Source organism: Devosia enhydra, assembly GCF_900119845.1.
In the GTDB taxonomy this organism is placed as follows: Bacteria; Pseudomonadota; Alphaproteobacteria; order Rhizobiales; family Devosiaceae; genus FPKU01.
The window spans coordinates 611,138-631,122 of the sequence record NZ_FPKU01000002.1 but is presented as its reverse complement, the minus strand read 5'-3'; the positions used below and the strand labels follow the sequence as shown (position 1 = coordinate 631,122).

Genomic DNA, 19,985 nt, shown 5'->3' with positions numbered 1-19,985 from the left:
CGAGCCAGCCCATGTCCATTCTCGTCAACAAAGACACCAAGGTCCTCGTACAGGGTCTGACCGGCAAGACCGGCACGTTCCATACCGAACAGGCGCTGGCCTATTACGGCACCCAGATGGTCGGGGGCACCCACCCCAAGAAGGGCGGCGAGACCTGGCAGTCGGGCCTTGACGGCACCGAACTGCCGATCTTCGCCTCGGTCGCCGAGGGCAAGGCGCGCACCGGCGCCAATGCCTCGGTGATCTACGTGCCCCCCGCAGGCGCCGCCGCCGCCATCGAGGAAGCCATCGATGCGGAAATTCCGCTCATCGTCTGCATCACCGAAGGCGTGCCGGTGCTCGACATGGTGCGGGTCAAGGCCAAGCTCGAAAAAAGCAAGTCGCGCCTCATCGGCCCCAACTGCCCCGGCGTGCTGACGCCCGAGGAATGCAAGATCGGCATCATGCCGGGCTCGATCTTCTCGAAGGGCTCGGTGGGCATCGTCTCGCGCTCGGGCACGCTGACCTATGAGGCGGTGTTCCAGACCACCAATGTCGGCCTTGGCCAGACCACCGCGGTCGGCATCGGCGGCGACCCGGTCAAAGGCACCGAATTCATCGACATGCTCGAAATGTTCCTCGCCGACGAGGCCACCAAGTCGATCATCATGATCGGCGAGATCGGCGGCTCGGCCGAGGAGGACGCGGCGCAGTTCCTCATCGACGAGGCAAAGAAGGGCCGCAAGAAGCCGATGGCGGGCTTCATTGCCGGCGTCACCGCGCCTCCGGGCCGCACCATGGGCCATGCCGGCGCGGTCATTTCGGGCGGCAAGGGCGGGGCTGCCGACAAGATTGCGGCGATGGAAGCGGCCGGCATCAAGGTTTCGCCATCTCCGGCGCGGATAGGTGCAACGCTCGCCGAAGTCCTCAAGGGCTGAGAGCCGGGCCGATCGCGGTTGCAATCACCGTGGTCATTGACGACATTCTAACCCGAGGCGGCGACAGTGCCGCCCTGCCGGCGAGTTCACGAGCCGGCGCATAAAGAAGGACGCGGGGTGGGCGACCCCCGGCAGGACCATGACACGACAGGACCAGAACGACGCGTTCTTGCGCACTTCCTTCCTCTATGGCGGCAATGCCGCCTATATCGAGGATCTCTATGCGCGGTTCAAAGCCGACCCCAAGAGCATCGACCCGACCTGGGCCCAGTTCTTCGAGGGGCTGTCCGATACCGGGGCTGATGCGAAGGCCAATGCCGAGGGCCCGTCCTGGCAGCGGCGCGACTGGCCGCAGGCCGCCGGTGGCGACCTCGTCGCCGCGCTCGACGGCAATTGGGGCGAAATCGCCGTGAAGGCCGAAAAGGCGCTGGTCAAGAAGGCCGCCGCCGAGAAGGCCCCCGCTCCCGATCCGGTCGACGTGTTGCGCGCCACCCGCGACTCGATCCGCGCCATCATGATGATCCGCGCCTTCCGCATGCGCGGGCACCTGCATGCCGATCTCGATCCGCTGAAGCTGCGCAAGGAGGAGCCGGCCTCCGAGCTCGATCCGCGCAGCTACGGCTTTTCGGAAGCCGATTACGACCGCAAGATCTTCATCGACAACTATCTCGGGCTCGAATACGCGACCCTGCCCGAGATGCTCACCATCCTGCAGCGCACCTATTGCGGCACGGTGGGCGTGGAATTCATGCACATCTCCGATCCCGAGGCCAAGCAGTGGCTGCAGGAGCGGATCGAGGGGCCGGACAAGGAAATCTCCTTCACCCCCGAGGGCAAGAAGGCCATCCTCAACAAGCTCGTCGAGGCCGAGGGCTTCGAGAAGTTCATCGACGTCAAATATACCGGCACCAAGCGTTTCGGCCTCGATGGCGGTGAATCGCTCATTCCGGCCCTCGAGCAGATCATCAAGCGCGGCGGCGCGCTGGGGGTTAAGGACATCGTCCTGGGCATGGCCCATCGCGGCCGCCTCAACGTTCTGACCCAGGTGCTGGCCAAGCCGCACCGCGCGCTCTTCCACGAATTCAAGGGCGGCGCCTTCTACCCCGAGGAAGTCGAGGGTTCGGGCGACGTCAAATACCACCTGGGCGCCTCGGCCGACCGGAGCTTCGACGACAACGAAGTGCACCTGTCGCTCACCGCCAACCCCTCCCATCTCGAGATCGTCGATCCCGTGGTGCTGGGCAAGGCGCGCGCCAAGCAGGACCAGCGCTCCTCGGTCGATGGCCGCTTCATCTTCGATACGCGCCAGACCGACCGTTCGGTGGTGCTGCCGCTGCTCATCCATGGCGATGCGGCCTTTGCCGGCCAGGGCGTCGTGGCCGAATGCCTCGGCCTTTCGGGCCTCAAGGGACACCGGACCGGCGGGTCGATCCATTTCGTGATCAACAACCAGATCGGCTTTACCACCTCGCCGATCTATTCGCGCTCCTCGCCCTACCCCACCGATGTCGCCAAGATGATCGAGGCGCCGGTGTTCCACGTCAATGGCGACGATCCGGAAGCGGTGGTGTTCGTGGCCAAGGTGGCCACCGAATTCCGTCAGCGCTTCGGCCGGCCGGTGGTGATCGACATGATCTGCTACCGCCGCTTCGGGCACAATGAGGGCGACGAGCCCAGCTTCACCCAGCCCCTGATGTACTCCAAGATCCGCTCGCACAAGTCGACGCTGGAGCTCTATTCGGAGCGGCTGATGGCCGAAGGCCTTTTGACCCAGGCCGAGATCGACCAGATGAAGGCCGACTGGCGCGCCCATCTCGAGGCCGAGTTCGAGGCCGGCCAGAACTTCCGCCCCAACAAGGCCGACTGGCTCGATGGCGTCTGGAAGGACATCAAGACCGCTGAGCTTGATGGTCCGCGTCGCGGCCAGACGGGCCTGCCCATCGAGGATCTGGTGAGCCTCGGCACCCGGCTTTCGCGCGTGCCCGAGGGGTTCAACATCCACCGCACCGTCAAGCGCTTCATGGACAATCGCCTCGCGGCGATCGAGTCCGGCGAGGGCATCGACTGGGCCACGGCCGAGGCGCTGGCCTTCGGTTCGCTGCTCGAGCAGGGCGCCCCGGTGCGTCTTTCGGGGCAGGATGTGGAGCGCGGCACCTTCAGCCAGCGCCATTCGGTGCTCTACGACCAGCAGACCGACGAGACCTATGTGCCGCTCAACAGCCTGTCCGAAGGCCAGGCGCGTTACGAGGTCATCAATTCGATGCTCTCGGAAGAGGCGGTGCTGGGCTTCGAATATGGCTATTCGCTCGCCGAGCCGCGCGCGCTGACGCTGTGGGAAGCCCAGTTCGGCGACTTCGTCAACGGCGCCCAGGTGGTCATCGACCAGTTCATCTCCTCGGGCGAGCGCAAGTGGTTCCGCATGTCGGGCCTAGTGATGCTCCTGCCCCATGGCTATGAGGGTCAGGGCCCCGAGCATTCCTCGGCGCGCCCCGAGCGCTTCCTGCAGTCCTGCGCCGAAGACAACATGCAGGTCGCCAACTGCACGACGCCGGCCAACTACTTCCACATCCTGCGCCGGCAGCTCAATCGCGACTTCCGCAAGCCGCTCGTGCTGTTCACGCCCAAGAGCCTCCTGCGCCACAAGCGTGCGGTCTCCGGCCTCGTCGAACTGGGCCCGGACTCCTGCTTCCATCGCCTGCTCTGGGACGATGCCGAAGCCCCGGGCGCGCCCAAGACCACCATCAAGCTCGCCGCCGACGAGAAGATCCGCCGCGTCGTGCTGTGCACCGGCAAGGTCTATTACGACCTGCTCGAGGACCGCGAGAAGAAGGGCATCGACGATGTCTATCTGCTGCGCGTCGAGCAGCTCTATCCCTTCCCGGCCAAGGCGCTGCTCGACGAGCTCAACCGTTTCCCCGGCGCCGAGATTTTCTGGTGCCAGGAAGAGCCCAAGAATATGGGCGCCTGGGCTTTCGTGCAGCCCTATGTCGACTGGGTGATGGACCAGATGGGTCGCGGCGGCGAGCGGCTCCATTATGTCGGCCGGCCGGCCGCGGCATCACCTGCCACCGGGCTCATGCGCACCCATTTGCAGCAATTGCAGACCTTCCTCGACGAAGCGTTTGCGCAGTAAGGAACGAACGGCGATGTCCACCGAAATCCGCGTGCCCACGCTGGGCGAGAGCGTCACCGAAGCCACCATCGGGCAGTGGTTCAAGAAGGTCGGCGACACTGTTTCCGCCGATGAGCCGGTGGTCGAACTCGAGACCGACAAGGTCACCATCGAAGTCCCGGCCCCGGCCTCGGGCGTGCTCGAAGCCATCGCCGCCAATCCGGGCGATACCGTCAATGTCGGGGCGCTGATTGGCGCCATCTCCGCCGGTGGCGCCAAGCCTGCGGCGGCTCCGGCACCTGCTACCGAAAAGCCGGCTCCCGCCGCTGCCGCCCCGCAGGTCGCGCAGGCGGCCCCGGCTTCGGCGCCTGCCGCTCCGGCCACAAGCATGCCGGCCGCCCCTGCCGCCGCCAAGATCGCCGCCGATAACGGGCTCGACACCGCCGCCATCGCCGGTTCGGGCAAGCGCGGCCAGGTGCTGAAGGAAGACGTTCTGGCTGCCGCGCGCCAACCGGCTCCCGCCGCCGCGCCCCAAGCTGCCGCACCCCAGCCCGCTCCGGCTGCGGCAAAGGCCGCCCCGGCTCCGGCCCCCGCTGCTGTCCCCGCCCAGGCCCCGCGCGCCACCGACGAGGCCGGTCGCGAGGAGCGGGTCAAGATGACCCGCCTGCGCCAGACCATCGCGCGTCGCCTCAAGGATGCGCAGAACACCGCCGCCATGCTCACCACCTTCAACGAGGTGGACATGAAGCCGGTGATGGAGCTGCGCAACCGCTACAAGGACCTGTTCGAGAAAAAGCATGGCGTGAAGCTCGGCTTCATGGGCTTTTTCACCAAGGCCGTCGTGCATGCGCTCAAGGAGATCCCGGCGGTCAATGCCGAGATCGATGGCGATGCCATCATCTACAAGAACTACGCCCATATCGGGGTCGCCGTCGGCACCGAGAAGGGCCTCGTCGTGCCGGTGGTGCGCGATGCCGACCAGATGTCGATCGCCGAGATCGAAAAGGACATCACCCGGCTGGGCAAGGCCGCCCGCGATGGCGCCCTCACCATGGCCGACATGCAGGGCGGCACCTTCACCATCTCCAATGGCGGCGTCTATGGCTCGCTGATGTCGACGCCCATCCTCAATGCCCCGCAATCGGGCATTCTGGGCATGCACAAGATCCAGGAGCGGCCGGTGGTGGTCGAGGGCCAGATCGTGGTCCGCCCGATGATGTATCTGGCCTTGAGCTACGATCACCGCATCGTCGACGGCAAGGAAGCGGTGACCTTCCTCGTCCGCGTTAAGGAAAGCCTCGAATCCCCCGAGCGCCTCGTGCTCGACCTCTGATCTGCCGAAGGGCCCGCGTGTTGCGGGCCCTTCGTTTTTGCGCCAAGCTTTTCCCTCGGGCCGGCGTCACAGATGCTGCCGGATATCGGGGGAACAGAATGCGCGCCATGCTTTTTGCTGCGCTGTCGATGCTTGCAGCCGGGCCCGCGCTGGCCCAGACCGACGATCGCATCCTCAATGATGTCTTCGCGGTGCTGCGCGGCGAGGCCATCCTCGATCAGACGCGCCAGCTTTGCCTCGATTTCGCCGATACCGACCTCTCGGCCGATTTCGTCGACTGGCGCGCCCGCAATGACGAGACGCTGCGCCTCGCCAATCTCCTCCTCATCCGCCGCCCCGGCCTCGAACCGGGCATGCTCGACACGCTGCGCGCGGAGGCCGAGAGCGAAGCGGGCGCCAGCTTCGGGCGCGAAGCCGACCGTCCCGCCTTCTGCGAAGAGATGGGCGAGGCCATGGCGCTCGAGGCGCTCGACCTCAAGGCCTGGTTCCCGCGCCAGACCACCCGCATGTCCGAAGCACTCGCCGGCAAATGGCCACCCCTCGATCTCACCGATGTGCCACCTGTTGAAGACGCCATCGAGGTCAAGCAGCTGTTCTTTGCCATGCAGGACGGGCTCGTGCGCTGCGGCGTGCTGTTTCCCCCGGCCGCGCCCTACGATGCAGCCTATGCCGAGTGGGAGGCGCGCAATTCCTACACACGCGATCTCGCCGATCGCGTGCTCGAGAACTGGGGCGCGCTCCATCCACAGCGCTGGGCCGATGCCCGCGACGAAGCCGGCGCCATCGTCGATGAAACCTTCGCCGACAAGGACGCCGCCCGCGCCCAGTGCGAACGCACCCTGACCCAGGTGCCTTCGGGCGAACTCGATATCGACCAGCAACGCCCCGAACTCTTCGACAGCGTCCGCCGCAACGCCGAGATCATGCCGTGACCCGCTTCACGCGCCGGTGGCGCTCACAGGGGCGCGCAGGGATGGCGGCATGGGCGGCGGTCAGTCTCATGCTGTTCGGGCTCGCGGTGTGGTCCGGCCCCGCCGAGGCCCAGACCGATGATCGCGTGATGAACGACGTGCTGCTTTTGATCAAGGAGGATGCCGCGCTCGCGGCTCTCGATACGGAATGCGCGCAGCTTCTGGGGGATGCGGACATTGCCCGTTCCTTTGCCGCCCAACGCGAGCGCATGGCGCCCTGGCGTATCGTTTCAGCCGCGCTGATCGGCACGCGTGGAACCCTGCCGCCGGGCGGCGCGGAGGCCGCGCGCGAAGCGGGACAGGCGGTTTTTGCAGCCGACTGGGCGCGGCGCGAGGATAAGCCCGGCCATTGCCGCACCATGGCGCTCGCGCTCGACGCCGGCGTACTCGATCATCCTTCGGCCTATCCGGCCGAAACCGCGCGCCTGCTCGAGGCGCATGCCGGCAGGCTGCCGGTTCTCGATGTCGCGGGCTCGCCCGCCGTCGCCCATGCCGCCGAAATCAAGGCGATGTTTTATCGCGAGGAGGCGCTGTTCGCGCGCTGCGGCGCTCTCGACCCGCCGGCCGAACCCTATCGCAAGGCCGGCAGGACGTGGGCGATAGAGAATTCCCATGCCGAAATCCTCGTCGACCAGATCCTCGACAATTGGGGTGCCAAGGCGCCCGGGCGCGTTGCCGAGGGGCGCAGGCGTGCCGAGGCCGAGGCAGAAGCGCAACTGACCGGAAGCGAGCCTGCAGCATTTTGCGCCGAACTCATGCGCGCCGCTGCGGCCGGGGAGCGCGATATCGCGGTCACCCACTACGATGCCATCCTCCGCCTGCAACGCGATGCCGAGGTGATACCGTGAAAACTCCGATGGCCCTTGCGCTGGCCGCCCTGCTGGCCGGCGCTGTGCCCGCCCTCGCCCTCGATTGCGGCTTCGATCATGCCATTTACGGGCAGGATGACAGCAGCAGCGAACTCTGGTTCGAGCCTGTCGATCCCGCCATGGGCGACGGCCAGGCCAATGCCTTTACCCTGAGGCTCGCCGATTTCCGTCGCCCGCTGGTGGGCGCCGTCGTCTGGCCCGACGAGGAGGCCGAGCGCCCCGTCGCCAGCCTCACGCTCGATTGCCCGGCCGAGGCGGCGCCCGATGCGTCCTGCCCCATCTGGCAGGGAACGCTCTATGCGGTTTTCGCCGATGGCGGGGTGCTGCTCGCCCCCGATGCGCGCGACCCCGCCCCCCCAACCCTCATCCTCGCCGATCTCGGCCCCGCGATCCGCGCCGGCAACGGCCGGTTCGGCTATGAGACCGACGAGCCGGTCTGGGATGTCTTCACCCTCAAGGCCTGCGGCACATGAAAAGCACCCTCACCGCTCTCGCTGTCACCCTCGCCCTCACCGCCCCGGTCTTTGCCGAGGACGTCTGCCCCATGGAGCGCGCCCTTTATACCGAGCGCGACCAGGGCTATGGGCTGAGCTTCTTTGCCCCCACCAATCGCGACATGGCCAACACCTCGCTGCGCTTTTTCGTGGTGCGGCCGGGCGATGACCGCAATCTCTCGGGCACCATCAGCGGCAATATGGGGGTGAGCCGCGATACCGGCGTCGTCCGCCGCGATTGCCCGGAGGACAAGGCGCCCGCCGACATCACCGACGCCGAATGGGAGGCCTGCACCTACTGGACAGGCGTGGTCTACGCGCTGGTCGATGGCGGCGCCGAAATGCTGCCCTTTGGCGACGAGCCGGCGCCGCCCGCCATCCTCCTCACCGATTTCGGCCGCCAGATCCGCTATTCCGGGCTGCTCGACGGGCCGGCCGAGACGCCATGGGATGTCTTCACCCTCAATGGCTGCCGCTGGTAGTGCTTTCTGGTGAGCCGCGCGGTTTCGACTTTCTTCCGCGCCCCGGCTGGGTTAACCGAGAACCACGCCCCATATAGGGGTAATCGACGGAAAGGGTGCCGGTTGAGAGGGCGCCCATGACGGGGCTCGGAACAGATGGCGGAACAGTTTGACCTCACGGTAATCGGCAGCGGCCCGGGCGGCTATGTCTGCGCAATCCGCGCGGCGCAGCTGGGCATGAAGGTCGCAGTGGTCGAGAAGTGGCCGACGCTGGGCGGCACCTGCCTCAATATCGGCTGCATTCCCTCCAAGGCGCTGCTGCATGCGTCCGAACTGTTCGAGGAAGCCACGCACTCCTTTGCCAGCCTCGGCATCGATGTCGGGGCCCCGCGCCTCGATCTCAAGCGCATGTTGGGCCACAAGGACGATACCGTCGCCGCAAATGTCAGCGGCGTCGAATTCCTGTTCAAGAAGAACAAGATCACCCGCTTTACCGGCATGGGCTCCATCGAGACGGCCGGCAAGGTCATCGTCACCTCGGGCGAGGGCGAGCGCCAGACCATCGAGACCAAGTCGATCGTCATCGCCTCGGGCTCGGTTTCGGCCAGCCTGCCCGGCATCGTGATCGACGAGGACAAGATCGTCTCCTCCACCGGCGCCATCGCGCTCCCCGAAGTGCCGGCGCGGCTCCTCGTCATCGGGGCCGGCGTCATCGGGCTCGAGCTCGGCTCGGTCTGGGGCCGGCTCGGCGCCAAGGTCACCGTGGTGGAATATTTCGACCGCATCCTGCCCGGCATGGATGGCGAAGTGGCCCGGCAGATGCAGCGCATCCTGCAAAAGCAGGGCATGGCCTTCAAGCTCTCGAGCAAGGTGTCGGGCCTCACCCGCAGCGATACCGGCACGGTCGTCGCCGAAATCCAGCCCGCCGCCGGCGGCGCAGCGGAAGCCCATGAGTTCGACGTGGCGCTCGTGGCCATCGGCCGCAAGCCCTATACCGAGGGGCTGGGGCTGGCCGAAGCCGGCGTCGCGCTCGACGAGCGCGGCCGCGTGCGGACGGACGCGCACTACAAGACCTCGGTGGATGGCATCTATGCCATCGGCGACGTCATCGTCGGCCCCATGCTGGCCCACAAGGCCGAAGACGAGGGCATCGCGGTGGCCGAAATCCTCGCCGGTCAGCATGGCCACGTCAATTACGGCGTGATCCCTGCCGTGGTCTACACCAACCCGGAAGTGGCCTCGGTCGGCAAGACCGAAGAGGAACTCAAGGCCGAGGGCATCGACTACAAGGTCGGCAAGTTCCCCTTCACCGCCAATGGCCGCGCCAAGGCGATGCAGGCGAGCCAGGGCTTCGTCAAGATCCTCGCCGATGTCGCGACCGATCGGGTGTTGGGCGCCCATATCGTGGCCAAGAACGCCGGCGAGATCATCCACGAGCTGGCCGTGCTGATGGAGTTCGGCGGATCCGCCGAGGATCTGGCGCGCACCACCCATGCCCATCCCACCCTCTCCGAGGCGGTGCGCGAAGCCGCGCTGATGTGCGGGGATGGCGCCATCCATATCTGACGCCGAAAAGGCGCGCGCCGCACGGATCGCGGGGCGCCTTCCGCTCGGGCCCGTGCCGGCCGTGCCCGGGCTTTTGCTCCACCTCGCAACGCCGCAGAGCCGACTCTCCGATCTCCTCGGCCCCGGTGGCCAAACGCCCTATTGGGCCTATCTCTGGGCCGGTGGGCTGGCGCTCGCGGCCCATATCCTGGCCCACCCCGAAACGGTCGCTGATCGTGACGTTGTCGATTTCGGCGCCGGCAGCGGGCTTGTGGGGCTGGTGGCGGCCCGTGCCGGCGCTGCCTCGGTCACCGCCATCGAACCCGATGTCCTGGCGCGCGCAGCCATCGCGCTCAACGCGGCGGCCAATAACGCCCGTCTCCGCATCGTGCCGCCGGCCGACTGGGTGCCCGAGCCAGGCAGCCTAATTCTGGCCGGCGACGTCTTTTACGCCCCCGCCGTCGCGCGCCAAAGCCTCGCCACCCTCCGCCGCGCCGCCCATGCCGGCGCCGATATCCTCATCGGCGACCCCGGCCGCCGCGACCTGCCGCTGAACCACCTCACCCCCGTCGCCGCCTACCCGGTCCCCGATTTCGGCAGCGGCAACACCCTTGTGGAAGCTACCCTCTACCGCCTGGGCGGCCGATTGCCGTCGTAAGCCCGTCGAACCACGCGGGTGGGATGAGCGCCCGCCGATTCCACTGGGGACAGGTACGGCGCTGCCCCGCCCCCATGGTTCGAGACGCGGCTAAAGCCGCTCCTCTCCATGAGGTCTCTCCCGCACTTCAAAGCGGCCCTCATCCTGAGGAGCCCCGCAGGGGCGTCTCGAAGGACGAGGGCCAGGCGCAAATGCCTCGGCCTCTGCGTCCCCTCTCCCCGCCGGGGAGAGGGACAGGGTAAGGGGGCCCGCGATCTCGCGTATGGCAAGGCCCCCTCACCCGGCGCTCCGCGCCGACCTCTCCCCCAAAGGGAGAGGTGAAGGGCGCACGCCGCCCGCTCCCGGCCGCCCCGACCTTCCCCCACCCCCAAATGCGTCACGCCCCTCCGGCTGCACCCCCGCCGGCACCAATGGCGCTTGTGCGCGTTGCCTCACGGGGCGCATGCTCCTATATGGACGAAATCGTGAGACCGAGGAGCTTCCCAGCATGAGCACGCGCATCTTCATCGACGGGGAAGCCGGCACCACCGGCCTGCAGATCCGCGAGCGGCTGGCCGGGCGCAGCGACCTCACCCTGCTTTCCATCGACCACGACAGGCGCAAGGACCTGTCCGAGCGCAAGCGGCTGCTCAATGCCGCCGACATCGCCATTCTCTGCCTGCCCGACGATGCGGCAAAAGAGAGCGTGGCGATGATCGAGAACGGCACCACGCGCGTCATCGATGCCTCGACCGCCCATCGGGTCGCCGAGGGCTGGACCTATGGCTTTGCCGAGATGGACAAGGCCCAGGGCGCCGCCATCGCCGCCGCGCGCTTCATCGCCAATCCCGGGTGCTGGCCGCAGGGGCTGATCGCCGCCATGCGGCCGCTGATCGGGGCCGGGCTCGTGCCGGCCGACCAGCCGATCGCCTATCACGGCATTTCGGGCTATTCGGGCGGCGGGCGCTCGATGATCGAGGAGTATGAGGCGGCCGGCACTTCGGCCAGCCAGTACATGCCCTATGCGCTGACCTTCGGGCACAAGCACCTGCCCGAAATGACCGCCTATGGCCGCCTCGCCCGCACGCCGCTGTTCGAACCCGTGGTGGGCAATTTTGCGCAGGGGATGACCACCTCGGTGCCGCTGCTGCTCGAAACCCTGCCGCGCGTGCCCACGGGCGCCGAGCTGCATGCGGCGCTGGCCGATCATTTCGCCGCCATTCCGGGCAGCTTCGTCACGGTCGCCCCCTATGATTCGGCGCTGGGCAAGACGGCGGCACTCGACCCGCAGGCCCATAACGGCACCAACGCCATGACCCTGCACGTCTTTGCCAATGACAGGCGAGCCCAGGCGGTGATCGTTGCGGTCTACGACAATCTGGGCAAGGGCGCTTCGGGCGCGGCCGTGCAGAACCTCAACCTGATGATCGGCGCCGATCCGGCCCTCGGGCTCTGAAGCGGGCTCGCGCCCCGTTTGACCGGGGCGCCACAGCCATGCGAGGCTGGATGGTACCAAGGGGGCCCTGCCGATGACGCATGTCGAGACTTCCCTCCGCTCGGTCCTCGTCCACTGCGAGGGGCTGCCCCGCACCGCCTTCGCAGCGGACGAGACGCTGATCGGCGAAGGCCCGGCAACGGGCCGGATGTTCATCCTCGCCTCGGGCACCATCGCGGTGCTGCGCAACGAGACCGTCGTGGCGCGGATCGCCGAGCCAGGCGCGGTGTTTGGCGAGATGGCGGCGTTTCTCGGCGGCGACCACACCGCGACGGTGCGGGCGGAAACGCCCGTCGAAGCCTTCGTGATCGAGGATGCCCGCGCCTATCTGCAGGGTCATCCCGAAATCGTCTTCCACGTCGCTTCGATCCTTGCCGGCCGCCTGCAGCAGGCCACCACCTATCTCGCCGACCTCAAGCGGCAGTTCGCCGACCGCGACGATCATTTCGGCATGGTCGACGAAGTGCTCGAAGCGCTCGTGCAGCGCCAGCGCCCCCGGGCGCGCGTCGGGTCGGAGCTCGCCGAGGATCCGCGGCTCTAAAGGCGCTCAAGCCCCGGCCGGCAGGCGCGGCGCCATCCAGGCCGGCATGGCGGTCAGCATGTCGAGCGGCCGCACCAAGGGCTTGTCGAGCCGCACCGTCTCGGCGCCCTCGAGGGAGAACCACGCCGCTTCCCCGGCTACAAGGTCGATGGCCACGGTACAGGGCGTGGGGCCGATCTGCCGGCCGGCATTGAAGAGCCAGGTCTCCCCGATGCGATCGACCCACGAGCCGTTGCGCGAGAACGGCGCTTCGTGCACATGGCCCGAAAGCACCATCTGCGGCGCGAAGCGCTCGACCCATTCGGCAAGCTCGCGATCGCCATAGGAGCGGCTGCCGTTCCAGCTGGTCTGGCTGCCGCTGGGCGGGGCGTGGTTGACCCAGATCCACTGCCGGCCCCGCCGCTGCGTCCGGGCCGCCTCGATCTGCGCCCCGATCTCGGCCAGCGTCAGGGGGCCATCCCACCAGGGACAGAGGGTGAAGTCGGCGTCCCCGATGGTGATCGTCTCGCCATCGGCCGGCACGTCGAGATCGGCGAGCGCCGAGAGCCACCCTGCCTGGCGTTCGCCATTGGCGCCGATGACGTCGAGATCGTGGTTGCCCGAGCACACGATGAGCCGCGTCCGTGCCCGGATGCGCTTGAGATAGGCCAGCACCACCACGATCTGCGCTTCGGGATCGACCATCGAGGAGAGCTCGAGCAGGTCGCCGGAAATGACCACCAGATCATACTCGGCGGCGACCTTGAGCACCCAGTCGAGCTGGGGCAGCGTGTAATGGAGATCGGCCACCAGCAACAGCTTCATCATCGCCCCCCAAACATCGCCGCACTTGACCCGGGCCCGCCAGATGCGTCATTAGACGCCCTCGGTACCAGTCATCCTTTTCGCAGTCCGCCGCGCCTGAAGCCTCGGCCTCGCCGCGCCGGTCCCCCGGGGAACGCCATGGAAAAGTTCACGACCCTCACGGGTGTAGCCGCCCCGCTGCCGATCATCAATGTCGATACCGACATGATCATCCCCAAGCAGTACCTCAAGACCATCAAGCGCACCGGCCTGGGCACCGCCCTCTTTTCCGAGATGCGCTACAATGAGGATGGCAGCGAGAACCCCGATTTCGTGCTCAACAAGCCTGGCTATCGCGGCGCGCAGATCATCGTGGCGGGTGACAATTTCGGCTGCGGCTCGAGCCGCGAGCACGCGCCCTGGGCGCTGCTGGATTTCGGCGTGCGCTGCGTGATTTCCACGAGTTTCGCCGACATCTTCTACAACAACTGCTTCAAGAACGGCATCCTGCCGATCGTCGTCTCGCCCGAGCAGCTGGCGCTGCTGATGGATGATGCCGAGCGCGGCGCCAACGCCACGATGACGGTCGACCTCGAAGCCCAGACCATTCGCGGCCCCGATGGCGGCGAGATCCGTTTCGATATCGATCCGGCCCGCAAGCAGGTGCTGCTCGAAGGGCTCGACGACATCGCCGCGACCCTCAAGAGCAACGCCTCCATCGCGGGCTTTGAGCAGACCATGGCGGCCCAGCGCCCCTGGCTCTGAGCGCCGAGCCGAGCCTGACGCATAAAAAGGCGGGTCGCCCCTCGGCGCCCGCCTTTTGCACGTCTGGTCTTTGCCAAGCCCTCAGCGGCCAAGACCTCAGCGGCCAAGACCTGCGCGCAGGTTGAGCTGCGGCTGGAAGACATATGGAGTGGGGTGCACTTCGTCGCACTGGTTCATGCCGTTCTCGGCACAACTCTGGGCGTGATTGGTCTTGTTGCAGGACGAAATGACGCGGTCATAGCACTTGGCGAGGTCCCCGGCGGCGGCCTGCGCCGAGCCATAGCTCACAAGGGTAAAGAGCGCGAAGGCGGCGATACGGATGGTGGTGGTCATGACTGTCTCTCCTCTTTGACGCCGGGCTCGTTGTCCCGGTCTGATGGAGAGACCTTGCCCCACCGGCCTTGAACTCCTCCTGAGCTGCCCGTTCACGCCGGATTTACCTGCTCGCTTGCGTCCCCCCTCCGATTGGCGCTAAGGGGTCGCAAGAGCTAAAAGGCGCGCGCAAAGGACGGTCATGGCCCACTCCCTGTTTCTGCTTCCCGGCGACGGCATCGGCACCGAGATCATGGCAGAGGTCGAAAAGATCATCGCCTGGCTCAACAGCCAGGGCGAAACCGATTTCACCCTCGATACCGGTCTGGCCGGCGGTGCCGCCTACGACGCCCATGGCGTGGCGATCTCCGAAGAGGACATGCAGAAGGCGCTGGCCGCCGATGCCGTGATCTTCGGCGCGGTCGGGGGCCCCAAGTGGGACAATGTGCCCTATGAGCACCGGCCCGAGGCGGCGCTGCTGCGCCTGCGCAAGGAGCTCGGCGTCTTTGCCAATCTGCGCCCCGCCATCTGCTATCCGGCCCTCGCCGATGCCTCCTCGCTCAAGCGCGAGCTGGTCGAAGGCCTCGACATCCTCATCGTGCGCGAGCTCACCGGCGGGGTCTATTTCGGCGAGCCCAAGCAGATCATCGATCTGGGCAACGGCCAGAAGCGCGCCATCGATACCCAGGTCTACGAGACCTACGAGATCGACCGCATCGCGCGGGTCGCCTTCGACCTCGCCCGCACCCGCAAGAACAAGGTGCATTCGGCCGACAAGAAGAACGTCATGAAGTCCGGCGTGTTCTGGGACGAAGTGGTGCGCTCGGTCGGCAAGGAATATCCCGACGTGCAGCTCAACCACATCCTGGCCGACAATGCCGCGATGCAGCTGGTGCGCAACCCCAAGCAGTTCGACGTGATGGTCACCGATAATCTCTTCGGCGATATCCTGTCGGACGTTGCCGCCATGCTCACCGGCTCGCTCGGCATGCTGCCCTCGGCCTCGCTCGGGGCGCCCGATCCGGTCAGCGGCAAGCGCAAGGCCTTCTACGAGCCCGTGCATGGCTCGGCCCCCGACATCGCCGGCAAGGGCATCGCCAACCCCATCGCCATGGTGGCGAGCTTTGCCATGGCGCTGCGCTATTCCTTCGGCATGATCGAACTGGCCAACCGCGTCGAGGCTGCGATCTCGGCTGTTCTGGCCGATGGCCTCCGCACCGGCGATATCGCCCAGGACAATCGCCGCACCGTCGGCACCGAGGAAATGGGCGCCGCCATTCTCGGCAAGCTCAAGGCCTGATCGTCACAACGGCCGGCAGGCCGCTCAGGCCTGCCGCAGCTTGATCGTCGGCGTTGGTTCGGCGTTCGCCTCGGGCACCACAGCGGGGGCGGCAACCGCGGTCGCGACGCGGTCGCGGCCCTGGCTCTTGGCGCGATAGAGCGCCGCGTCGGCCCGGCGCCTCAGATCGGCCAGGCTCGTTTCGCCGTCGCCTTCCGATACACCGAAACTGGCTGTGACCCTGAGGGTATCCGGCAGGGTCTCGGGCATCAGCCCCGCCATGGCACTGCGGACGCTTTCGGCAAAAAGCCGCGCCGTGGTCAGATTGGCGCCGGAGAGGAAGATGGCGAACTCCTCGCCCCCCATCCGCCCCACCACCCAGCGGTCCGAGGCCGTGCCGCGCAGCACGGCGCCGAACCACTCTATCACCCGGTCGCCCGCCTCATGGCCATGGGTATCGTTGATCGACTTGAAGTGGTCGAGGTCTGCCACCACCATCGCGGTCGGCACCCCGGTGCGCTGGGCTGCATCGAGCAAGGCGCTGGCATGGGCATCAAAGCCCCGACGGTTGTAGAGGCCCGAAAGCGCATCGGTCTCCGAGCGCAGGGTGATTTCCACGAGCATGTCACGCACGAGGATGAGCAGCAGCATGAGCCCTGTGGTCAGCGCCACGATGGTGCCCATGGTCTGGGAGTAAAGGGCGTAGGTGGTGGCGATGTAATCCTGCGGGCTCGTGCCGGCGCCCCCGGTGAACGTCGCGACGAACGGTTTTGAGAGATATTGCAGTGCGCCCATGACCATCAGCCCGGCAAGCACCATGTCGAGCCGGTCGATGCGGCGGCTGGTGAGGATCATGATGGCAATGGCGATATGCATCGCGGCAAAAGGCGCCTGGTAGAGCATCATGCGCGCAAACGAGCCGCGCTCGAAATCGTAGCTGATGGCCCCGGAGGCGATGCCGAGCACGACAAGCGCAGCCAGCAGTTCCCAGGGAATGGCCTTGCGATAGCGCTCGGCAATGCCGGCCACCGCCGCCGCGAGGCTGAGGTGAAAAAGCGAGAAGCCTATCGAATAGGTCAGACGCGGATCGCCCTGGAAGGGCAGGATGAACTCGCTGACCACATAGAGCGAGGCGACGAGATAGGTGAGGCCGAACCACAAGGGAACGCGGGATCGCCCACGCCATGCAAGCACCATGAAGGTGATGGCGAACAGGCCCGCGACGAACACGTTGATGGCGAGAACAAAACTGGCCGCACCCATGAGGCACATCCTTCCATTCGTGCGCGGACATTAGGCTCGCGCACAGAACACCCCGTTAATGCGTCGTGACAATTTAGCGGATGGGCTCGAAAACGATGAGATCGTGAACGGATTCGAAACGGGGGAACGGCTCTTCGAGCACGAGCGTGCCCGCCTCGCCCAGCGCTGCGAGACACCCTACGATGTCGCGCTCAGGATCATCGCCATAGCCATTGGGCGGATCCTGGTTGTAGTGGCCGGCCCCGACCATCAGCACACCCTCGCCGCCCGCATGGAGGGCGCCGGTAAAGTTCTGCGAGCCGGTGAGCTTGACCACCGACAATGCGTCTCCCTCGGCCCGTATGGCGCAGCGGAACCAGCCATAGACCGTGAGGTCCGTGATGCCGCCGAGCTTGATGGTGCGGCAGCGATAATCGCCGGGCAGGGTTTCGAGGGCAGGGCGAGAGGGCGCCGTCGACAGCAGGCCCGCAACGAGGTCGCGGTCGGCAGCCGAGGTGGCGCGCAGGGCCTGGGCCAGCCCGCGGCTGCGCGCCTCGGCCAGACTGGATATGCGGTCCTTGTCGGTGTCGGAAAGCCTTATGCCCTCTGGTACGGCGCAGGCGGCAAAGGCGGGCAGCACGGACCCGAGCATGAGGCTGGCCGTGACCACGGACCGGAAAAAGGGGTTCATCATCGTCGACTCCTTGCTTGCACGTCTTTCGGACAGCTCTAGTCGGCCTTGATCAGGGTCAAGGCTGAAACTTCATCACCGTGAGAGCGTTGAGGTGAACCCGACCTGAACACCTGGAGCGTCCCCATGTCCAAGATCCTCACCGACCGCACCGCCATCCGCCAATGGGCCGAAGCCCGGGCCGGCAGCCCCGTCGTGATGGAAGCACCCGATGGCACGGGCACGCGCACCGTGGTGCAGCTGGCCTTTGGACAGGAGGCGCTCAACACCGGGGAAAGCCAGTACCAGGATCGGCCCGGTGGGTTCGAGCTCGTATCCTGGGACGACTGGTTCGCAGCCCTCGAGGCCGAGGGGCTCGCCATCCGCGTTTCGGACGACGAGGCGGGCGGGAGCGAGGCCGAATATGACTTCGTGCCGCGCGAGGAAGCCTGAGAGCCCTGGAGGCGAAGCGGCCACCGCTTCGCCATCCGCAAAGGCGACGGACGGGCGGTTCCCCCTTCAGTCCGTCGCGAACCGCACCATCACCGGCACGTGGTCGGAGGGCTTGTCGCTCCAGCCCCTGGCCTCGCGGATGATCTGCGCATGCTCGGCATGCTCGGCAAGGTCGGGGGTGGACCAGATATGGTCGAGCCGCCGGCCGCGATCTGAGGCATCCCAGTCCTTGGCCCGATAGCTCCACCACGAATAGAGCTTCTGGTCGAACGGAATATGCTTGCGCACGAGGTCGACCCAGCCACTGCCCCCGGTCAGCAGCGCGTTGAGCGCCTCGGTCTCGACCGGGGTGTGACTCACCACATTGAGCAGCTGCTTGTGGCTCCACACGTCGTTCTCATGCGGGGCGACGTTAAAATCGCCCACGATGATATGGCCGCGCGCAAAGACCGGCTCGCAGAACCAGGTGCCCAGCTCCGAGAGAAAGCCGAGCTTGTGCCTGAACTTGGGATTGATCTCGGGATCGGGCTCGTCCCCGCCGGCGGGAATATAGAAATTGTGCACCGTCACCGGCCCGCGCCCGAAATCGAGCAGCGCCGACACATGGCGCGAATCCGGGATTTCGCAGAACATCCGGCTTGAAATGTCGGTCAAGGGGAAGCGCGAGACGATCGCCACCCCGTGATAGCCCTTCTGCCCATGCACGGCCTGGTGGACATAGCCGGCAGCCGCGAAAGCATCGCGCGGGAACTGGTCGTTCTGGCACTTGATCTCCTGCAGGCACAGGATATCGGGGCCGAACCGGTCGATGAAATCGAGCACCAGCGGCAGCCTGAGGCGGACCGAATTGATGTTCCAGGTGGCAAGGGTTGTGGGCATGAAGACGCCGGTTTGAGGTGGGCGCACCCTTTATGGCGAGGCGGGGCGCGATTGCAACCCCGCCATCCCGCTCAGCGCGAGCCCGGCTCGACAGCCTTGTAGGTCGCCGGCCAGGCAAAGAAATTGGCCGGGATATCGACATCCTTCTGCACGTCATAGAGCGAGAAGGTCAGCTCCGCCCCCGACGGCTCCACCAGCGTCCATTGCTTGAGATCGAGGCTCGCCTCGTCGAACACCAGCGACACGCGCACAAGGCCGGCCGGCGTCTGGTCCTCGAGCGTGACGATCACATAGCCCTCCGAGCGATCGAACGCGACGATGTTGGTCGTCATCAGGTTGATCGCCGAATCGAGGAAACTGCGCAGCGGGATGGCATCCTGCGGATAGGCGTATTGCGTCTCTTCCTGCCGGTTGATGACGTAGAAGCCACGCCCCACCGAGATGATTTCCTCGCGGCTCGGCGGATTGTAGCGGAAGCGCACCTTGCCCGGCCGCTCGATGAAGAACGTGCCCTCGATCCGGTCGCCGCGCGTATCGATCTGCAGGAAGCGCCCCGCCATGGTGCGGATGGCGCTGTTATGGGCGCTGATATCGTTGATGGTCCCGACATCCTCGGCGGCCAGCGGAATGCTCGGCTGGGCCATCGCCGTGGCGGGCAGAAGGGTGAAGGCGGCGGCAAAAGCGAGGAGATCGCGTCTTTTCATGATGTCTGGCCTCAACGAGAAGGGCATGCTGCAATCGGGTAGGGTGCAATTGCGGCAGGAGCACGAAGGTTCCCGCCCCCATCGCGCTATGGCTTGGCACGAGCCGCACCCAGGTCGTGAAAGTCGATGAAGTCATCGACAAGGAGCCTGAGGAAGGCCGCGATATCGGGCAGCCGTGCGACCAGTTCCCACCCCTCCGAGGCATAGTCGTGGATGATCAGCACCTCACCCGCTTTGCCGGCATACAGGCACGCGACATCGTCATTGTCCTGGCGCCGGGCGAAGGGCACGAGCCCGCCATAGCGCGGATAGCGCTCGTTGATGCCGAAATAGACGGCGTAGAGCAGATTGTCCTCGAGGGGATACCAGGGCACGAAATCGGTCATGCCATGGGCGAGAATGGTGTGGAAGGCCTCCGGATAGCGGAAGCCTGAAGGCAGGTCGGACGCTGAAACGAGCAATTCTGGCATGGACCCTTCCCCGATAAGGGGCCGAGCCTGCCGCGATTTGCCGCCCGGCACAA

Annotated in this window: 21 protein-coding genes; 14 read left to right on the top strand and 7 right to left on the bottom strand. The window is 66.3% G+C overall.

Translation table 11 applies throughout. The features are described from left to right. Positions 1-11 precede the first annotated feature (11 nt). The 11 genes from sucD (at position 12) to BT183_RS12130 (ending at position 12,375) form a co-directional block, all read left to right on the top strand. A complete protein-coding gene (gene sucD, locus BT183_RS12180) occupies positions 12-917 on the top strand; it encodes a succinate--CoA ligase subunit alpha (protein ID WP_072343345.1) in 906 nt (301 codons plus the stop codon). Between the two features lie 139 nt (positions 918-1,056). After that, complete coding sequence (locus tag BT183_RS12175) at positions 1,057-4,050, top strand: 2-oxoglutarate dehydrogenase E1 component (RefSeq protein ID WP_072343342.1); 2,994 nt, start codon at positions 1,057-1,059, stop codon at positions 4,048-4,050. A gap of 13 nt (positions 4,051-4,063) precedes the next feature. After that, positions 4,064-5,362, top strand: coding sequence for a 2-oxoglutarate dehydrogenase complex dihydrolipoyllysine-residue succinyltransferase (odhB, locus tag BT183_RS12170; protein ID WP_072343337.1), 1,299 nt, complete (start codon positions 4,064-4,066; stop codon positions 5,360-5,362). 98 nt (positions 5,363-5,460) lie between these two features. Beyond that, entirely contained in the window at positions 5,461-6,294 is an 834-nt protein-coding gene (locus tag BT183_RS12165; RefSeq protein ID WP_072343334.1) for a hypothetical protein, read from the top strand. A gap of 41 nt (positions 6,295-6,335) precedes the next feature. Beyond that, positions 6,336-7,181, top strand: coding sequence for a hypothetical protein (locus BT183_RS12160; RefSeq protein ID WP_072343331.1), 846 nt, complete (start codon positions 6,336-6,338; stop codon positions 7,179-7,181). Next, positions 7,178-7,675 (top strand): hypothetical protein, encoded by a 498-nt coding sequence (locus BT183_RS12155; protein WP_143145778.1) that lies wholly within the window; start codon positions 7,178-7,180, stop codon positions 7,673-7,675. Before BT183_RS12160 ends, BT183_RS12155 begins: the two co-directional genes overlap by 4 nt. After that, positions 7,672-8,178, top strand: a complete 507-nt coding sequence (locus BT183_RS12150; protein ID WP_072343326.1) for a hypothetical protein — start codon at positions 7,672-7,674, stop codon at positions 8,176-8,178. The genes BT183_RS12155 and BT183_RS12150 overlap by 4 nt, the downstream gene beginning before the upstream one ends. 135 nt (positions 8,179-8,313) lie before the next feature. Beyond that, on the top strand, positions 8,314-9,723 hold the full coding sequence (gene lpdA, locus BT183_RS12145) for a dihydrolipoyl dehydrogenase (RefSeq protein ID WP_072343324.1): 1,410 nt from the start codon (positions 8,314-8,316) through the stop codon (positions 9,721-9,723). Beyond that, entirely contained in the window at positions 9,704-10,360 is a 657-nt protein-coding gene (locus BT183_RS12140) for a class I SAM-dependent methyltransferase (RefSeq protein ID WP_072343321.1), read from the top strand. The genes lpdA and BT183_RS12140 overlap by 20 nt, the downstream gene beginning before the upstream one ends. Before the next feature lie 487 nt (positions 10,361-10,847). Then, the gene (gene argC / locus BT183_RS12135) at positions 10,848-11,795 is read left to right on the top strand and encodes an N-acetyl-gamma-glutamyl-phosphate reductase (protein ID WP_072343319.1); all 948 of its coding nucleotides are present in this window, start codon (positions 10,848-10,850) and stop codon (positions 11,793-11,795) included. 73 nt (positions 11,796-11,868) lie between these two features. Next, positions 11,869-12,375 (top strand): Crp/Fnr family transcriptional regulator, encoded by a 507-nt coding sequence (locus tag BT183_RS12130; protein WP_072343315.1) that lies wholly within the window; start codon positions 11,869-11,871, stop codon positions 12,373-12,375. A 6-nt stretch (positions 12,376-12,381) separates the two neighbouring features. Here the strand turns inward: BT183_RS12130 and BT183_RS12125 are convergent, their stop codons facing one another. Beyond that, on the bottom strand, positions 12,382-13,179 hold the full coding sequence (locus BT183_RS12125; RefSeq protein WP_072344706.1) for a metallophosphoesterase family protein: 798 nt from the start codon (positions 13,177-13,179) through the stop codon (positions 12,382-12,384). Between the two features lie 138 nt (positions 13,180-13,317). On the opposite strand from BT183_RS12125, the gene leuD reads away from it, so the two are divergent. Further along, positions 13,318-13,923: a 3-isopropylmalate dehydratase small subunit gene (gene leuD / locus BT183_RS12120; protein ID WP_072343312.1), complete on the top strand. Its 606-nt coding sequence runs from the start codon at positions 13,318-13,320 to the stop codon at positions 13,921-13,923. 96 nt (positions 13,924-14,019) lie between these two features. On the opposite strand, the gene BT183_RS12115 is transcribed toward leuD, so the two are convergent. Further along, complete coding sequence (locus BT183_RS12115; RefSeq protein ID WP_072343310.1) at positions 14,020-14,256, bottom strand: hypothetical protein; 237 nt, start codon at positions 14,254-14,256, stop codon at positions 14,020-14,022. A 181-nt stretch (positions 14,257-14,437) separates the two neighbouring features. Between BT183_RS12115 and leuB the strand changes: the two genes are divergently transcribed. Further along, a complete protein-coding gene (leuB, locus tag BT183_RS12110) occupies positions 14,438-15,535 on the top strand; it encodes a 3-isopropylmalate dehydrogenase (protein ID WP_072343307.1) in 1,098 nt (365 codons plus the stop codon). A gap of 24 nt (positions 15,536-15,559) precedes the next feature. On the opposite strand, the gene BT183_RS12105 is transcribed toward leuB, so the two are convergent. Together BT183_RS12105 and BT183_RS12100 are read right to left on the bottom strand one after the other, a co-directional pair. Then, on the bottom strand, positions 15,560-16,777 hold the full coding sequence (locus BT183_RS12105) for a GGDEF domain-containing protein (RefSeq protein WP_072343305.1): 1,218 nt from the start codon (positions 16,775-16,777) through the stop codon (positions 15,560-15,562). A 73-nt stretch (positions 16,778-16,850) separates the two neighbouring features. Next, a complete protein-coding gene (locus BT183_RS12100; RefSeq protein WP_072343302.1) occupies positions 16,851-17,450 on the bottom strand; it encodes a DUF4893 domain-containing protein in 600 nt (199 codons plus the stop codon). Positions 17,451-17,573: 123 nt separating this feature from the next. Between BT183_RS12100 and BT183_RS12095 the strand changes: the two genes are divergently transcribed. Then, positions 17,574-17,879: a hypothetical protein gene (locus BT183_RS12095; RefSeq protein ID WP_072343299.1), complete on the top strand. Its 306-nt coding sequence runs from the start codon at positions 17,574-17,576 to the stop codon at positions 17,877-17,879. 66 nt (positions 17,880-17,945) lie between these two features. Here the strand turns inward: BT183_RS12095 and BT183_RS12090 are convergent, their stop codons facing one another. From BT183_RS12090 to BT183_RS12080, 3 genes are all read right to left on the bottom strand, one after another. Then, positions 17,946-18,758, bottom strand: coding sequence for an exodeoxyribonuclease III (locus BT183_RS12090; protein ID WP_072343296.1), 813 nt, complete (start codon positions 18,756-18,758; stop codon positions 17,946-17,948). Between the two features lie 71 nt (positions 18,759-18,829). Further along, complete coding sequence (locus BT183_RS12085) at positions 18,830-19,462, bottom strand: LolA family protein (RefSeq protein ID WP_072343293.1); 633 nt, start codon at positions 19,460-19,462, stop codon at positions 18,830-18,832. A gap of 86 nt (positions 19,463-19,548) precedes the next feature. Beyond that, a complete protein-coding gene (locus tag BT183_RS12080) occupies positions 19,549-19,932 on the bottom strand; it encodes a hypothetical protein (RefSeq protein ID WP_072343272.1) in 384 nt (127 codons plus the stop codon). Positions 19,933-19,985: the final 53 nt, after the last annotated feature.

Bases quoted from the DNA above. Each gene is read 5' to 3' on its own strand.
- sucD (WP_072343345.1), top strand. From the start codon at position 12: ATGTCCATTCTCGTCAACAAAGACACCAAGGTCCTCGTACAGGGTCTG.
- BT183_RS12175 (WP_072343342.1), top strand. From the start codon at position 1,057: ATGACACGACAGGACCAGAACGACGCGTTCTTGCGCACTTCCTTCCTC.
- odhB (WP_072343337.1), top strand. From the start codon at position 4,064: ATGTCCACCGAAATCCGCGTGCCCACGCTGGGCGAGAGCGTCACCGAA.
- BT183_RS12165 (WP_072343334.1), top strand. From the start codon at position 5,461: ATGCGCGCCATGCTTTTTGCTGCGCTGTCGATGCTTGCAGCCGGGCCC.
- BT183_RS12160 (WP_072343331.1), top strand. From the start codon at position 6,336: ATGGCGGCATGGGCGGCGGTCAGTCTCATGCTGTTCGGGCTCGCGGTG.
- BT183_RS12150 (WP_072343326.1), top strand. From the start codon at position 7,672: ATGAAAAGCACCCTCACCGCTCTCGCTGTCACCCTCGCCCTCACCGCC.
- lpdA (WP_072343324.1), top strand. From the start codon at position 8,314: ATGGCGGAACAGTTTGACCTCACGGTAATCGGCAGCGGCCCGGGCGGC.
- BT183_RS12140 (WP_072343321.1), top strand. From the start codon at position 9,704: ATGGCGCCATCCATATCTGACGCCGAAAAGGCGCGCGCCGCACGGATC.
- argC (WP_072343319.1), top strand. From the start codon at position 10,848: ATGAGCACGCGCATCTTCATCGACGGGGAAGCCGGCACCACCGGCCTG.
- BT183_RS12130 (WP_072343315.1), top strand. From the start codon at position 11,869: ATGACGCATGTCGAGACTTCCCTCCGCTCGGTCCTCGTCCACTGCGAG.
- BT183_RS12125 (WP_072344706.1), bottom strand. From the start codon at position 13,179: ATGAAGCTGTTGCTGGTGGCCGATCTCCATTACACGCTGCCCCAGCTC.
- leuD (WP_072343312.1), top strand. From the start codon at position 13,318: ATGGAAAAGTTCACGACCCTCACGGGTGTAGCCGCCCCGCTGCCGATC.
- BT183_RS12115 (WP_072343310.1), bottom strand. From the start codon at position 14,256: ATGACCACCACCATCCGTATCGCCGCCTTCGCGCTCTTTACCCTTGTG.
- leuB (WP_072343307.1), top strand. From the start codon at position 14,438: ATGGCCCACTCCCTGTTTCTGCTTCCCGGCGACGGCATCGGCACCGAG.
- BT183_RS12105 (WP_072343305.1), bottom strand. From the start codon at position 16,777: ATGGGTGCGGCCAGTTTTGTTCTCGCCATCAACGTGTTCGTCGCGGGC.
- BT183_RS12100 (WP_072343302.1), bottom strand. From the start codon at position 17,450: ATGATGAACCCCTTTTTCCGGTCCGTGGTCACGGCCAGCCTCATGCTC.
- BT183_RS12095 (WP_072343299.1), top strand. From the start codon at position 17,574: ATGTCCAAGATCCTCACCGACCGCACCGCCATCCGCCAATGGGCCGAA.
- BT183_RS12090 (WP_072343296.1), bottom strand. From the start codon at position 18,758: ATGCCCACAACCCTTGCCACCTGGAACATCAATTCGGTCCGCCTCAGG.
- BT183_RS12085 (WP_072343293.1), bottom strand. From the start codon at position 19,462: ATGAAAAGACGCGATCTCCTCGCTTTTGCCGCCGCCTTCACCCTTCTG.
- BT183_RS12080 (WP_072343272.1), bottom strand. From the start codon at position 19,932: ATGCCAGAATTGCTCGTTTCAGCGTCCGACCTGCCTTCAGGCTTCCGC.